The sequence below is a fragment of the Pseudomonas sp. NY15374 genome (assembly GCF_048068255.1).
GTDB classification, from domain to species: Bacteria; Pseudomonadota; Gammaproteobacteria; order Pseudomonadales; family Pseudomonadaceae; genus Aquipseudomonas; species Aquipseudomonas machongensis.
Map to the genome: position 1 here is coordinate 779,977 of NZ_JBLUPZ010000001.1, position 14,524 is coordinate 794,500.

At 60.5% G+C, this 14,524-nt stretch carries 12 protein-coding genes; 5 read left to right on the top strand and 7 right to left on the bottom strand.

From position 1 onward, the window contains the following. Positions 1–167: 167 nt before the first annotated feature. Together ACNFHO_RS03755 and ACNFHO_RS03760 are read right to left on the bottom strand one after the other, a co-directional pair. The gene (locus ACNFHO_RS03755; protein ID WP_416765272.1) at positions 168–1,058 is read right to left on the bottom strand and encodes a dihydrodipicolinate synthase family protein; all 891 of its coding nucleotides are present in this window, start codon (positions 1,056–1,058) and stop codon (positions 168–170) included. Between the two features lie 33 nt (positions 1,059–1,091). After that, positions 1,092–1,874 (bottom strand): aldolase, encoded by a 783-nt coding sequence (locus tag ACNFHO_RS03760; protein WP_054890694.1) that lies wholly within the window; start codon positions 1,872–1,874, stop codon positions 1,092–1,094. A 151-nt stretch (positions 1,875–2,025) separates the two neighbouring features. Between ACNFHO_RS03760 and ACNFHO_RS03765 the strand changes: the two genes are divergently transcribed. Together ACNFHO_RS03765 and ACNFHO_RS03770 are read left to right on the top strand one after the other, a co-directional pair. Beyond that, on the top strand, positions 2,026–2,568 hold the full coding sequence (locus ACNFHO_RS03765; RefSeq protein WP_054890693.1) for a helix-turn-helix domain-containing protein: 543 nt from the start codon (positions 2,026–2,028) through the stop codon (positions 2,566–2,568). Positions 2,569–2,578: 10 nt separating this feature from the next. Continuing rightward, positions 2,579–3,358 carry an AraC family transcriptional regulator gene (locus ACNFHO_RS03770; RefSeq protein WP_112898341.1) on the top strand — a complete coding sequence of 260 codons (780 nt, stop codon included), beginning with the start codon at positions 2,579–2,581 and terminating at the stop codon, positions 3,356–3,358. 5 nt (positions 3,359–3,363) lie between these two features. Here the strand turns inward: ACNFHO_RS03770 and ACNFHO_RS03775 are convergent, their stop codons facing one another. Further along, complete coding sequence (locus tag ACNFHO_RS03775; protein WP_063544995.1) at positions 3,364–3,948, bottom strand: LysE family translocator; 585 nt, start codon at positions 3,946–3,948, stop codon at positions 3,364–3,366. A 262-nt stretch (positions 3,949–4,210) separates the two neighbouring features. On the opposite strand from ACNFHO_RS03775, the gene ACNFHO_RS03780 reads away from it, so the two are divergent. Next, positions 4,211–5,782 (top strand): TerC family protein, encoded by a 1,572-nt coding sequence (locus ACNFHO_RS03780; RefSeq protein ID WP_112898340.1) that lies wholly within the window; start codon positions 4,211–4,213, stop codon positions 5,780–5,782. Here ACNFHO_RS03780 and rarD read toward each other — a convergent pair. Both rarD and ACNFHO_RS03790 read right to left on the bottom strand, forming a co-directional pair. Beyond that, the gene (gene rarD, locus ACNFHO_RS03785) at positions 5,745–6,632 is read right to left on the bottom strand and encodes an EamA family transporter RarD (protein WP_054890689.1); all 888 of its coding nucleotides are present in this window, start codon (positions 6,630–6,632) and stop codon (positions 5,745–5,747) included. The genes ACNFHO_RS03780 and rarD overlap by 38 nt on opposite strands. 33 nt (positions 6,633–6,665) lie before the next feature. Beyond that, positions 6,666–8,252 carry an EAL domain-containing protein gene (locus tag ACNFHO_RS03790; RefSeq protein WP_416765276.1) on the bottom strand — a complete coding sequence of 529 codons (1,587 nt, stop codon included), beginning with the start codon at positions 8,250–8,252 and terminating at the stop codon, positions 6,666–6,668. Between the two features lie 308 nt (positions 8,253–8,560). Here ACNFHO_RS03790 and hppD point away from each other — a divergent pair, with 308 nt between their 5' ends. Then, a complete protein-coding gene (hppD, locus tag ACNFHO_RS03795; protein ID WP_063544992.1) occupies positions 8,561–9,637 on the top strand; it encodes a 4-hydroxyphenylpyruvate dioxygenase in 1,077 nt (358 codons plus the stop codon). Between the two features lie 16 nt (positions 9,638–9,653). On the opposite strand, the gene ACNFHO_RS03800 is transcribed toward hppD, so the two are convergent. Beyond that, complete coding sequence (locus tag ACNFHO_RS03800) at positions 9,654–10,460, bottom strand: CSS-motif domain-containing protein (protein WP_162714401.1); 807 nt, start codon at positions 10,458–10,460, stop codon at positions 9,654–9,656. 342 nt (positions 10,461–10,802) lie between these two features. On the opposite strand from ACNFHO_RS03800, the gene ACNFHO_RS03805 reads away from it, so the two are divergent. Next, positions 10,803–12,869: an ATP-binding protein gene (locus ACNFHO_RS03805; protein WP_416765278.1), complete on the top strand. Its 2,067-nt coding sequence runs from the start codon at positions 10,803–10,805 to the stop codon at positions 12,867–12,869. Between the two features lie 6 nt (positions 12,870–12,875). Here ACNFHO_RS03805 and ACNFHO_RS03810 read toward each other — a convergent pair whose 3' ends face one another. Then, the gene (locus tag ACNFHO_RS03810) at positions 12,876–14,468 is read right to left on the bottom strand and encodes a response regulator (RefSeq protein WP_416765280.1); all 1,593 of its coding nucleotides are present in this window, start codon (positions 14,466–14,468) and stop codon (positions 12,876–12,878) included. Between the last annotated feature and the right edge of the window lie 56 nt (positions 14,469–14,524).

A 14,524-nucleotide genomic window follows, 5' to 3' on the forward strand; every position in this document is an offset into this window, starting at 1 on the left:
TCCTTGATAGCAGGACGGAACCGTCATGGTCCGTTTTGGAGGGGCAGCATATCGAACGGACGAGCTGAGGCAAAATTCAGGGTTGGCGAAGATTTTTCAGGGTGTTGCGGGCCCTTCCGAGCCCGCAGCCACGAGAGTCATGGCACAACCATCAATCTTTTGGGCTTTCAACGATCCTGCAAGTCGTGCAGCAGATCCTTCAGCACGCCACGACCCTGCTCATCCAGCCCGAACACTGGCCGCCGCGGCTCGCCCACTGCCAGCCCGGTCATGCCCAGGCCGGCCTTGATGGTGGCCGGCAGACCGCCTTTGAGAATGAAGTCAAGCAGCGGCAACTGACGATAGAACAAGGCTTTCGCCTGCTCGAGATCGGCATTGCGCACGGCTTGGTAAAGTTGCTGGTTCAATCCTGGAATCAGGTTGGCCGCAGCGGTGCACCAGCCCTTGGCTCCGGCCACGAAGGCCTCCAGCGCCAGCGGATTGCAGCCGTTGTAGAACGGCACCTGGCCTTCACCGAGCAGTTGCAGCCTGTGCATGCGCTGGATGTCGCCGGTGCTTTCCTTGACCATGGTCACGTTGTCCACCTCGCTCACGATACGCAGGATCAGCTCAACCGGCATGTCGGTGCCGCTGGTGGCGGGGTTGTTGTAGAGCATGATCGGAAGGTCGATGGCGGTACCGATGCTGCGGTAGTGCTCGAGGATCTCGCTTGGGCTGAGCTTCCAGTAGGCCGACGGCAGCACCATCACCGCATCGGCACCGTGCTGCTGGGCGAAGCGGGCGCGGCGGATCGCGCCAGCGGTGGTCAGGTCGGAGACGCTGACGATGCTGGGCACGCGCTTGGCAATGCGTTCGAGGCTGTATTGAGCGACTTGATGCCATTCGCCGTCGCTCAGGTAGGCGCCTTCACCGGTGCTGCCCAGTGGGGCGATTGCGTGTACGCCGCTGTCGATGAGGCGATCGATGGACTGGCCCAGGGCAGGCAGGTCGAGCTGTTCGCCGTCCTGGCTGAATGGGGTGATGGTGTAGCCGATGATGCCGTGGAATTCTGTGGTCATGATGGGTGGCTCCGCAAGCAAGGCATTCAGGGGTCAGTCAAGGCAGTTGGCGTGTTTGCGCAGGCTCTGCCGGGCGAAGTAGTTGAACGAGGCGCCGTGGCGCTTGGGGCGGTCGATCCAGTCGTGGGCTTCACGACCAAGCTGCGGGTCGATGGGTTTGATGCTGCCGGCGGACATCGCCAGCAACTGCAGGCGCGCAGCACGTTCGATCAATTGGGCATAGACGCAAGCCTGCTCGATACTGGTGCCGGTGGACAGCTGGCCGTGGTGCGAAAGCAGGATGGCGCGCTTGTCACCCAGGGCCTGGCTGATGATCTCGCCTTCTTCGTTGCCCACCGGTACGCCAGGCCAGGCGCCGAGGAACGCGCAATCGTCGTACAGCGGGCAGAGGTCCATGTGCGAGACCTGCAGCGGCACCTCCAGCATCGACAGGGCGGCAACGTGGGTGGGATGGGTGTGGATGATGCAGTTCACATCTGGCCGGGCGCGGTACACCCAGCTGTGAAAGCGGTTGGCGGGGTTGGGCATGCCTTGGCCTTCGAGCACCTCCAGGTCTTCGTTGACCAGCAGCAGGTTGCTGGCACTGATCTCGTCGAAGCCCAGGCCCAGTTGCTGGGTGTAGAACGTGCCGGGTTGCGGGCCGCGGGCGCTGATCTGCCCGGCCAGGCCCGAGTCATGGCCATGGTCGAAGAGAATTCGACAGGTCAGGGCCAGCTTTTCGCGTACAGTCCACGTATTATCGGCGAGTGAGCCTTGCATCTGTGCCAGCGCTTTGTGCACCAGTTGCTCTTTGCCGAGTGTCAGGGTGTTGGCCATGGGGATATCCTCTGTGGCGTGCTGATGATGCCAGTGCTTGCCCGCCCCGCTGCTTTGATCGGGAGAGGGGCGGTCAATCACATGACACAAAACAATCTACATGACACAAAGTGTCATTAGCAAGGCCGTTCACACGGGAAAACCGCGCCGCATGTCTATCCGCTTGAAACTGCTGAGAAAGAAACTGGGCATTACCCTGGAGGTGCTGGCTGAGAAATCCGGCATGACCAAGAGCTACCTGTCGAAGGTCGAGCGTGGGTTGAACACCCCTTCGATCGCGGCGGCGTTGAAGCTGGCCAGGGCATTGAACGTCAATGTCGAAGAATTGTTTGCCGAAGATCACACTCTCCAGGCGCGCTACAGCCTGGTGCGCAGCGGTGAGCGCCAGGCCCTGGTAGGTGATGGTGCAGGCCCGGGTTATACGGTGCTGACGTCACAGATCGGGCAGCGCAGCCTGTTACCCTTTCTTGTTCAGCCACCCCGAGATTTCAGTGATCCCACGTTCAAGGAGCACCAGGGCGAGGAATTTCTGTTCGTCCATGCGGGCCAGGTCGAGGTCGATTTCATGTCTGAGCGGGTGTTGCTGGAGCAGGGCGATGCCCTGCATTTCAACGCGCAGACACCGCATCGGCTGCGCTCGGTCGGTGAATGCCAGGCGCAGTTGCTGGTCGTGGTACAAGGCGGTGAGGCGTGAGGCGCGGACGATGATCGAGGTGTCGCGGTTCTGGCGCGATCCAGCGCTGCCCTTCGTCGAGGCGCGGCGGGTGGGAGATGGGCGCCAGGTCTGCTATGGCCCGCATTCGCATGAAGGTTTTTCCGTGGGTGTGGTGACGGGCGGGCGCAGCAGCTACCTGTCCGGCGATACCTGGCGCGAGCTTTCGGCCGGCGCCACGGTGTTGATGAACCCCGGTGTGGTACATGCGTGCAATCCGATCGAGGGTGAAGTCTGGTCGTACCTGATGTTGTACGTCGACCTGCCCTGGCTTGAGGCGCAGGGCTTCGTCCTGCCCCAGGCAACCTACAGCGAGTCGCCAGCGCTCTATGCGCGTCTGTTGCAGCTCTTCGCCGGGCTGTTCGATGGCGATACCGACGCCCGTGAAACGATGCTGAAGGCGTTCTTCAAGGCACTGCCGGGATACCTCGAGGCAGCGCCCGGCGCGCATTCGCAGGCACATCCGCGTCTGGAAGCGGCAGCGGCCTTCATTCGTGCCCATCGCCTCGACCCTTTGAGCCTTGACGATATCTGCGCCGCCGCGGGGTTGTCGCGGGCGTATCTGATTCGCGCGTTCCGCCGACGCTTTGGCTTGACGCCCCATGGGTATCTGGTCGACCAGCGGGTACAGCACGCCCGGGCGCAATTGCGTCGCGGACGCGGGATCGCCGAGGTGGCGCTGGAGGCGGGCTTCGCCGATCAGGCGCATCTGCAGCGGGCCTTCAAGCAGCATCTGGCCGCCACGCCAGGGCATTACCGCAGCGGCGGTTGAGCGCGTTAGCCCAGTACCAGGTACACCGCGCTGGCGACCAGCAGTACCGCCAAACCGCGATTGAACAGACGCATGTGACGCGGGTTTCCCAGGTACTGACTGATCACGCTGCCAGCCCACGCCCAGCTGGCCACTGAGACGAAGCAGATGGGTGCATACAGCCAGGTGAACAGCCACAGCAGTTGCTGATCGCCGCCGGTGTAGGCGCCGATTCCGGCCACTGAAGCCAGCCAGGCCTTGGGGTTGAGCCATTGCATCACAGCACCGTGCCAGAACGACGGCGCCTGCGTCTGATGGCTGGCGTTCAGCTGGCCGTTGTCGCTGGACAGCTTCCAGGCCATGTACAACAGGAACAACACCCCACCCCAATGCAGCAGGCGGCCTATCACTGGCCAGCGCAGCAGCACTTCATGCAGCCCCAGGCCGATCAGTACCAGCAGTAGGCAGAACCCCAGGCTGGCGCCTGCAGCATGGCCCAGGCTGGCACGCAGCCCATGACGTGCACCACTGCCGAGGGCGACTATATTCACAGGGCCAGGAGAAATCGAGGCCGCCAAGGCGAAGGCGGCCATGGACAGTGACAGGCTCATGAAGGGCTTCCTTGATGTTGAATGAGGTCACGCATCCTGGCTCACCGTTGAGGCCCTGGTATTGAATGAAAGTGCTCAATTGGAGCTGTTACAGCTTTTGTAATAGTTTCACACTGTCAGGAAAACCTGCTTCGATTGTAGGATCACCTTCCCAAATTTCTATCAAGGTATTTATGAGCACCTTCGCGGAGCCCCCCAGTCTTCGGCCGTCCTGGCCATCCTTTCCGCGTCTTCGTGACGTTTCTCCCGAGAGTACCCGCTAATGGAATGGCTAGCTGACCCCACGGCCTGGCTAGGCCTGTTGACGCTTATCGTCCTCGAGCTGGTACTGGGTATCGACAACCTGGTCTTCATCGCCATCCTCGCCGACAAGTTGCCGCCGCATCAGCGCGACCGTGCCCGGGTGATCGGTTTGACCTTGGCATTGCTGATGCGCCTGGGCCTGTTGGCCTCCATCTCGTGGATGGTGACCCTGACCGCGCCGTTGTTCGAGGTCTGGGGCAAGAGCTTCTCTGGCCGTGACCTGATCATGCTGTTCGGTGGTGTGTTCCTGTTGTTCAAGGCCACCATGGAGTTGCACGAGCGCCTGGAAGGGCATGTGGCCCAGAGCACCGGCGCTGTGCGTCACGCTGCCTTCTGGCCCATCGTCGCGCAGATCGTCGTACTCGATGCGGTGTTCTCGCTGGATGCGGTGATCACGGCCGTTGGCATGGTCGAGCAGCTCTCGGTGATGATGATCGCAGTGATCTTCTCCATCGGTATCATGATCGTTGCCAGCAAGCCGCTGACCCGTTTCGTCAACGCTCACCCGACCGTGATCATGCTGTGCCTGGGCTTCCTGATGATGATCGGTTTCAGCCTGACTGCCGAAGGCCTGGGCTTCCATATCCCTAAAGGCTATCTGTATGCGGCGATCGGTTTCTCGATCCTGATCGAGCTGTTCAACCAGGTGGCTCGGGCCCGCCGCAAACGCAGCCTGCAGCAGCACAAGCCGCTGCGCGAGCGCACGGCGCATGCTGTACTGCGCTTGCTGGGGGGGCGACGTATCGAGGCCGATGAAGTGGGCGAGGAGATCGCCGACCTGGTCGAAGGGGGGGAAGAGCATGTGCTGTTCGACCGCCGCGAGCGGGTGATGATCAGCGGTGTGCTGAACCTGGCCGAGCGACCGATACGCACCGTGATGACTGTGCGTGCCGAGGTGGATGCCATTGATCTGGCGCTGTCGGATGAAGCCATTACGCAGGTCCTGGTCAACTCTCCATACTCACGACTGCCGTTGATTCGTGACGGTCGTATCGACGAGCCACTGGGCTTCGTGCACAAGAAGGAGTTGCTCAAGGAGTTGCTCTCGGGCAACCAGCCAGACCTTGAGAGCATGGTGCGTACACCGCTGAACCTGCTGGAGAGTTTCAGCATTCTCAACGCGCTGGAGCAGATGCGTGGTCAGTCCACCCACATTGCCTTCGTGGTCAACGAATTTGGTGACTTCACCGGCGTACTGACCATGACCGACATCCTCGAGTCCATCGCCGGCGAATTGCCGGACGCCAGTGAGGTGGAAGGGCCGGGGATCGTCGAGGAGTCGGGCGGTTTCGTGGTCAGTGGTGCCCTGAACCTGAGCCAGGTTCAGGCGCGTACCGGCTTCGTCGCCCGCGCCACCGAGGATTACCAGACCCTGGCGGGCTTGGTGATGAGCCTGCTGGATCGCCTGCCGGTGGTAGGCGATCGACTGGCCTGGAACGGCTGGACCATGACGGTGGTGGCGGTGGAGGAGAGGCGGGTGCGCCAGGTGCGTCTTACACCGAGCGACGACGCTGACGCAGCAGGTGCTTGATGCCTTCGAGCACCAGCACCAGCACCGCAGCCCAGATCGGCAGGTAGGTCAGCCACTGGTCAGGCGCGATGCTCTCGCCCAGTAGCAGGGCTACGCCGACCAGCAGCACCGGTTCGACGTAGCTGAGCAGGCCGAACAGACCGAACGGCAGCAGGCGACTGGCGAGCACGTAGACGATCAGCGCCGAAGCGCTGATCGCTCCCAGCAGTGGGATCAGGGCGTACAGGCCTGGATGTGCAGCCAGGTCGGCACTCGACAGCGGGCCTTGGATCACGAAGTACAAGGCCCATGGCAGCAACAGGCACATGTCGCACCACAAGCCGCCCAGGTGGTCGGTGCGGCAGCGTCGGCGCAGCACGAAATAGATCGGGTAGCCGATCACAACCACCAGCGTCTCCCAGGCGAAACTGCCATGCTGGTACAGCTCGTGACCAACGCCAAGCGCGGCGCAGCCTACCGCCAGCTTCTGCAAGCGTGACAGGCGCTCGCCATAGGCCACTCTGCCGGTCAGGACCATGGCCAGCGGCAGCAGGAAATACCCCATCGACACCTCAAGGCTACGCCCGTGCAGCGGCGCCCACAGGAACAGCCATAGCTGGATACCCAGCAGCCATGACGTGCCGACCATGCCCAGTAACAGGCGAGGGGTCTGGCGAACGCGCGCCAGCAGCTCGCCGACATGCTTCCAGTCCTTGCTGAGCAGCATGAACAGGGTGAGGCACGGGAGGGTCAGCAGGGTGCGCCAGCCGAAGATCTCCTCGCCGTCGAGCGGCGCGAGCATGGAGGTATAGAAGTACATCACGGCGAACAGACAGGATGCCATGACAGACGAGATGATGCCTTTTGACACGAAAGCCTCGGTTGCAGAAAGTAAACGGACGAATCAGCCGGGCATGATCTCAGGGGGGACGCCCTGGGGCAACCGCAAGCTGGCGGGCTGTGCAGCGAGCGCCTGAAGGAATTCTTCCAGCGGCATTGGCCGCGCGTACAGGTAGCCTTGCTGGAAATCCACCTGTTGTCGCGCAAGGTAATCACGCTGAACGTCGGTTTCCACGCCCTCGGCGACAATGCCCAGCTCCAGCTTGGTCGACAGGTCGATGATGGTGTCGAGGATGTGCTGTGACAGTGCATCGCTGCCGATCATGGCGACGAAACTCTGGTCGATCTTCAGGTAGTCGATCTTGAACTGCCGCAGGTAGTTGAGGCTGGACTGGCCGGTGCCGAAGTCGTCCAGGGCAATCATCACGCCCATCTGGTGAAGCTTTTCGAACAGCTCCAGGGTGATCGGCGTCGCTTCGATCAGTTTGCGTTCGGTCAACTCCAGGGTCAGGATCACCCGGCCAGGTGGGAAGTGCTGGAGAAAGGTGCGGCAATCGTCAAGCAGTCCCAGGTCGCGGCAGTGGTCGGCGGTGATGTTGATGCCGATGTGGAAGCCGTCCTCCATCAGCGCCGAATAGGGCGCCAGGCCTTGGGCGGTAAGCAGCATCAGGGCACGGGTCATGGGCACGATCTGCCCACTGTGCTCGGCGTAGGGGATGAACAGGTCGGGGCGCACCAATCCCTCGTGCGGGTGTTGCCAGCGCATCAGTACCTCGGCGCCGGCCCAGCGGTAGTCACCCTTGCGCACCACCGGCTGAAAGGATGGGATGAACTCGTTCGCCTCCAGCGCCCGGTTCAACTCGGCCCTTGACGACGAGGCACGTCGCAGTTGCCAACGACAGGCCAGACCGATCAACGCGCCAATGACCAATAGAAGGCCCAACAGCGCCGGATACTGGCTGCGCAGCACTTCCATCGGTTTGTCCGGACCATAGCCACCGTGGACGCTGAACGGGTAGCGTGCCGAGTATTGGGAGACGTGTGCGCTGGCGGCTGTCGGAGGGGTGCCGGTATGCACGAGGCCGTCGGCACCCAACCAGTGCCTGCCGATCTGAATCCCCAGCGTTTCGTCATCGGCAATCAAGCGCAGGGCCGTGAGCAGATGGTCGCCATCGACCGTGGCGATGGCTCCGCGGCCCTCCTGACCGGTGCGATACACCAATAGGGGATGGCCGGGCGTGATCGAATTGCCATCCATCAGCCACAGCTGACCTTCGGTGTAGTCGAGGGGGTTGACCGGTTCGTCGTAATCGCCCAACAGCGAGGAGCAATACAGGGTGTCGTGGTTGAACAGGTTGGTGGAGCGTACGAACGCATTGCGCGTCACCTGCTCGCGCAAAGCCAGTGTGACTTCGCTACACGGGCGTCCGGCCAGAGGCAACAGCGCTTGCGCCGCCGTGGAGACACCATCCAGGATACGCTCCACGTGGTTGACGACCTGCTGGACGGTGGCCTGGCTGTTGTCTCGCAGATCGCGTTCGATCTGCCAGTGCATGATCGCCAGGCCGCACAGGATTGGCAGTGTGCCGACCGCCCAGGGCAGCAGGCGGCGCCAGCTCCAGCGAGCAGGGCGTTTAACCGTAAGAGGCATGCGGGTCTAGACTTGTATGACTGGTGGTTGCACAAGGATAGCTCGGACCTTCGGCGGAGTACCGAACTAATGCGCGACAAAGGAAATTACGCACTGTAGAATCAGTTTACGAATACAAGAATAAGGTCTTTCCCTTCTGGAAAGCCGACCCAGCCGAGACCAGGTTCATATGGCATACCACGGGTTCAAGCTTCTCTATGGCGATTTCCTCTCCCGCAGCGTGAGGGGTATTCCCTGCTCACCACCTCGTCTGTCCGACATCCCAAGCGTTTGACACCGTTTTTTTTGCTGTAGATGAGGACACGAACATGGCTGATATCTTCGACAACCCGATGGGCCTGATGGGCTTTGAGTTCATCGAGTTCGCTTCGCCCACTCCTGGCGTGCTGGAACCGGTATTCCAGGCATTGGGCTTCACCAAGGTGGCCACTCACCGCTCCAAGGATGTCCACCTTTATCGCCAGGGTGGCATCAACCTGATCCTGAACAACGAGCCCAAGAGCATCGCTTCCTACTTTGCAGCCGAGCATGGTCCGTCCGTTTGCGGTATGGCATTCCGCGTGCGCAATGCGCATGAAGCCTATGCCCGCGCACTGGAGCTGGGGGCTCAGCCGGTGGAAATCGAAACGGGCCCGATGGAGCTGCGGCTGCCAGCGATCAAGGGCATCGGCGGTGCGCCGCTGTACCTGATTGATCGTTTCGAGGAAGGCAGCTCAATCTATGACATCGACTTCAACTTTATCGAAGGCGTCGACCGCAATCCGGCAGGCGCGGGGCTGAAGATCATCGATCACCTCACGCACAATGTCTACCGTGGGCGAATGAGCTATTGGGCAGGCTTTTACGAGAAGTTGTTCAACTTCCGCGAGATCCGCTATTTCGACATCAAGGGCGAGTACACCGGGCTGACCTCGCGCGCCATGACTGCGCCGGACGGCATGATCCGTATTCCGCTGAACGAGGAATCGTCCAAGGGCTCGGGCCAGATCGAAGAGTTCCTGATGCAGTTCAATGGAGAAGGTATTCAGCACGTGGCCTTTCTGACCGACGACCTGCTCAAGACCTGGGATGCTCTCAAGGCCATCGGCACGCGTTTCATGACCCCGCCGCCACAGACCTACTACGAGATGCTCGAAGAGCGTCTGCCGGGGCATGGCGAGCCCGTCGATCAGCTACAGGCTCGGGGTATTCTGCTCGATGGTGCGTCCGCGCCTGGCGACAAGCGCCTGTTGCTGCAGATCTTCTCGGAAACCCTGCTGGGGCCGGTATTCTTCGAGTTCATCCAGCGCAAGGGCGATGATGGCTTTGGCGAAGGTAATTTCAAGGCTCTGTTCGAGTCCATTGAGCGCGACCAGGTTCGGCGCGGCGTGCTTAACGTCGACTAGCCTTGTGAACAGGGTGTTACCGGTCAATGACCGGCAACACCCCTTTGACAGGGTATTGTTTACGCAAGAGGCTCCAAAGTACGAGCACCGAGGTGAAGAGGCCGATGAGTACGAGGGAGGGCATGATATTTGTCCTGATATATTGTGACTCGCGCGCCGTAAAACCATCAGGATAACCCGCTCTGACGAGGTAACCGTACTTTTCCGATACGCCGCTCTGCGAGAACTCCGACAGCGAGGGGCGTACTTCGTTACGGCTGTCACCGTTGGCCGAGATGTAAAGGCCGCCAAACTCTAGTTCCAACACGACCCCGTCCTTGAAGCCGCGCAGTTCGTTGCGTAGCTCGAGCCCGTAGGTGCTGGCGATAACTGAATGGTTATTGGCGACCAGACGGTACTCCACGAGAATACCGTTGGGGATGGTCGGTGAATTCATGTTGAGTTGCAGGTATTCGCCCTTTGCGAAGTGAGGCGTGTACAAAGGCTTTGTGCCCAGGCTACTGCAAAATCCGATGTCGTTGCGGGTCAACACCAACGAGTGAATCCGCGGGTTACGCCTGGCCTGGTTCTCGAGTTCTTGTTGAACTTCACTGCATGGCTGGGTACTCAGTGGCTGCGCCTGCAGTGCCGCGCCATGTAGGCTATCGAGTACACGATCGATAGCGAACACGGCTTCTTCGATGGAGACCTTCGATTTTTTCTCAAGTTGTCTGTGCATTTGGTAGTCCATGACCACCAATCCCGAGATCACGGGGGTTGTGCCGATCAATACGGAGAGCATGAGATTGGTCACGCGGTGGTTCAGATACCTGGAAATGCTCATTGACTTCTCCCTATCGTTTTGATGAATGAAGAAGCTTGCTCTTGCGTATCGAGTGACGCTGTAAGTCATGTCGTGAATGGGTGGAGACAAACCACCCCTTGCCTGTGCGATTGATTACGGTTGATGGAGTCGCTAGATCACTTGCTCCTTGACCAGTGCCTTGAAAAAAGCCTGCTGGCCGATACAGGTGCAGGCTGATCAGCGCAATCGTCCTCGGGCTGTTCTCTATAGCGATGTGCTAGCCTTCAGGTATTTCATGATCTTCAGGAGTTGCCATGGATTCGGAAACCCTGCCAGCCAACGTGCTCATGCCACTTGGTGCCTTTGCCGGGAGCATTGTTCGTGGCTGCCGATGAGGCGCGAAAGGGCGCCACACAAGTCATACACCTGGTTTCGCCGTCACCCTCGGTCGAGGTGCGCGCTGAACATCTTCTCCACTTCGATTGGGGCAGCACTCCGTTGGGCCCATTGTCGCAGTGGCCTCCCTCGCTACGTATCGCGGTGGATATCATGCTTTTGTCGCCCTTTCCGTGCGCACTGGCCTGGGGCAAGGAGCTGACTCTGATTCCCAGCCAGAGCTACCTGGCGTTGCTGGCTGACGACCAGCGCCAGGTAGGGAAAAGTTTTGATCAGCTGTGGCATGTTGAATGGGAGCGAATGGGCCCACGGGTCTTCCAGGCGCTGGAGGGGAGGGCCAGTTTTGTCGACGAGTCGCCCATCCAGGTGCGTTATCGTGAGAGCGGTGAACATGCCTGGTTCGCGTTCGGTTACGCCCCCGTGCGCGATGAGGAAGGTACGGTTGCCGGTTTTTTGCACACCGCGATCGATACCACTGCCAGCTTGGAGCAAATCCGCCAGTGGCGTGAACTGGCGCAGAGCTTCGAGCAGCAGATCGGGTGTCATCTACCCAACAGTGATCCTCTCTGGCGCCTGTCACGGGATGCGATGATCATCGTCAGCCGCGATCTCGAACTGCTGGCCGCGAACGACGCATGGCATCGGGTGCTGGGATGGGAACAGCAGTCACTGAACGCGATTGCGCTCGTCGATCTTGTGCATCCCGCTGATCGTGCGGAGGTTCGCCTGGCGATCAATGATCTGCTGATGGGCAAGGTGATCGATCAGGTGGAGTCGCGGCTCAGGCACAAGGATGGGTACTACCGTTGGATGAGTTGGAGTGCGCGGCCCGAGGGCGACGCGCTGATTGCAGTAGGGCGGGATATTACCGAGGAGCGCACCACGATCTTGCGCGAGGCCCAAAGCCTGCTGCGTGATAGCCAGCGAATGGAAACCGTTGGCCAATTGGCGGGCGGCATGGCGCATGAGATGAACAATCTATTGGCGGGCATTGGCGGTAGCCTCGAGTTGCTCCAGCGTCGCTTGGGCCAGGGACGCTTGGAGCGCATCGACGAGTACGTGCATGTGGCGCGCGAGTCGGTACAGCGTGCGATGGCGCTGACCCATCGGCTGCTGGCATTTTCCAGCAGCCAACCATTGCAACCGCGACTACTCGATGTGAACGGCCTGTTGCAAGATCTTGAGCCATTGATCCATCAGGCTCTCGGGCCAGAATTCGCATTGAACTGGCAACTGGACGTAGCGCCCTGGCCAGTGCAGGTCGATCCTGGGCAGTTGGAGGTTGCGATTCTCAACCTGTGTAGCAATGCCCAGGATGCGATGGTTGAAAGGGGCTGCTTGACTATTCGGACGGCCAACGAACGATTTGTGAACGGGGTGGAGCACGATGAAAGCATCCCTGCCGGGGATTATGTCGCCATTCACGTCCAGGATGATGGGCAGGGCATGCCGGCAGACGCGGTGAGCCGTGCTTTCGAGCCGTTCTTCACCACCAAGCCCAAAGGTCGTGGCGCCGGGCTTGGTCTGCCGATGATCTACGGATTTGCTCGCCAGTCTGGGGGTTATGTGTGGATCGAGTCGACGCCAGGGAAGGGTACTCAGGTCACACTCCTGTTCCCGCGCCACCCAGGCGAGCTGCCGGTAGTCAGTGAAGAGGGAGAGGTGCCTGCGTTGAAGCAGGGCCGGAGTGAGCGAATACTGTTGGTCGACGACGAGGGCAATTTACGGTCATTGATGAAGGAGGTGTTGGTAGAGCATGGCTTTGACGTCATCGAAGCCAGTGATTCCGGTATGGCGCTGGAGCACTATCGTGAGAGTGGTGTATTCGACCTGGTGATCACCGATATCGGTTTGCCAGGTGGTATGAGCGGACGCCAGGTGGGCAAGACGATTCGCCAGGCCAAACCCCTTCAGAAAATCCTGTTCATTACCGGATATACCGCGCAGCCTCTCGAACGCAGCCTTCTCGACCAGCCAGGCACCGCACTCATGCTCAAGCCGTTCTCGCTGCAAAGCCTCACAGTCCAGGTTCAGCGGATGCTCGAGCCCTGACTGCGATCATGCTTCCCCGAGCATCTGTGCCACGCGCTGGCTCAACTGGTTCAGCTCGAAGGGTTTGCAGATCAGTTGCATGCCAGGGGCGAGGAAGCCTTCGCGGGACATTGCCGTTTCCGCGTAACCGGTAATGAACAGGACAGGCAGGTTCGGTCGTAGTGTGCGAGCAATCTCGGCGAGCTGTCGACCATTCATGCCTGGCAGTCCGACATCGCTGATAAGCAGGGCGATGGGCTGTGGGGAACGCAGAAGGTGCAGCGCCTGCGTAGCGTTGCAGGCGCTTTGGCAGGGGAAGCCGTCATCACACAACGCCTGGCAGAGCAGCTCGCGCACTTCGCGATCGTCCTCGACGATCAACACCTCGCGGCAGTTCCCCGCCGTCGGCGTACTTGCAGCCTCCAAGGCCTGCGGCGGGATGCCCACGCAGCGCGGCAGGTAGAGATCCACCCGCGTGCCCCGGCCAATCTGGCTGTCCACCGTGACATGGCCGTGGGACTGCTTGCTGAACCCATAGACCATCGACAAGCCCAGGCCTATGCCTTGGCCAACGGGCTTGGTACTGAAAAAGGGTTCGAAGGCATGTTCCAGGGTGCCTTGCGACATGCCCTGGCCAGTGTCGCTGATGGTCAGTTGCAGGTAGTCGCCGCTGCTCAAGCCAGCGTCCTGGAACTGTGCAGCGTCGATGTGCTGGTTGCTGGCTTCGATAGACAGCCGCCCCCCGCTGGGCATGGCTTCCCGAGCGTTGAGCAGCAGGTTGTTCAACGATTCGCGTAACTGTTTGTCGTCTGCCTCGACTGGCCAGAGTTCATCCGACACGCGCAAGGACAGTTTCACCGAGCTGCCCAATATAGCCTGCAACCGCGCGGGATGGAGCAGGGCATGCAGGTCCACCGCCTGACTCTGCAGCGATTGACGGGAAGAAAAGGCCAGCAGCCTGTGAGTCAGCGTCGCCCCGCGGGCTACGGCGTCTTGCCCCATGCGCAGGACTTTGTCGAGCCCTTCGGTGCGTCCTTGCTGCAGACGCCTGTCGATCAATTCGAAGCTACCGCCGATGCTGGTCAGCAGATTGTTGAAGTCATGGGCAACGCCGCCGGCCAAATGGCCGATAGCTTCCATCTTGCGAGTCTGGTGTCGGGCCTGGTCGCCAGTCTGTAGGCTTTCCAGGCGCTGGTGCAGCGCGCTCAACGCGTTGCGCGCCATGTACTGTCGACGCCGAGCGCGCAGAGCTTGGTTCGTCGTGCCCAGAAGTTGCTGTTCGTCGAAGGGGTAACTCAGGTACGAAAGATTACCCAACCCTTGAAACATCGACGCATTAACGGTCGTCGCATGGGTGTTGAGCAGCAATACCGGTAGGTCGGACCATTCGGGTTGACTATCGATGAACAGGTGCAGGGGTGACTGCGGGTCATCGGTCAAAGCCTGCGAGTCGACGATTACCACGGCGACACCCTCTGCCAGCCATAGGCCAAAGCGCTGCTTGTCGCTTGTACACAGGCATTCAATACCGCTGCCAGACAACAGTTTGGCGACGGTCGCTGCAACCTGCTCGGGTGCGAGGATCAGGGTGCGTTCGTCCAACGACAGCGAACCGGACAAGACGAATCTCCCAGGGCAGTGGCCTGGCCGGAAATGGCCGTGCGTTCAGCGTGCTA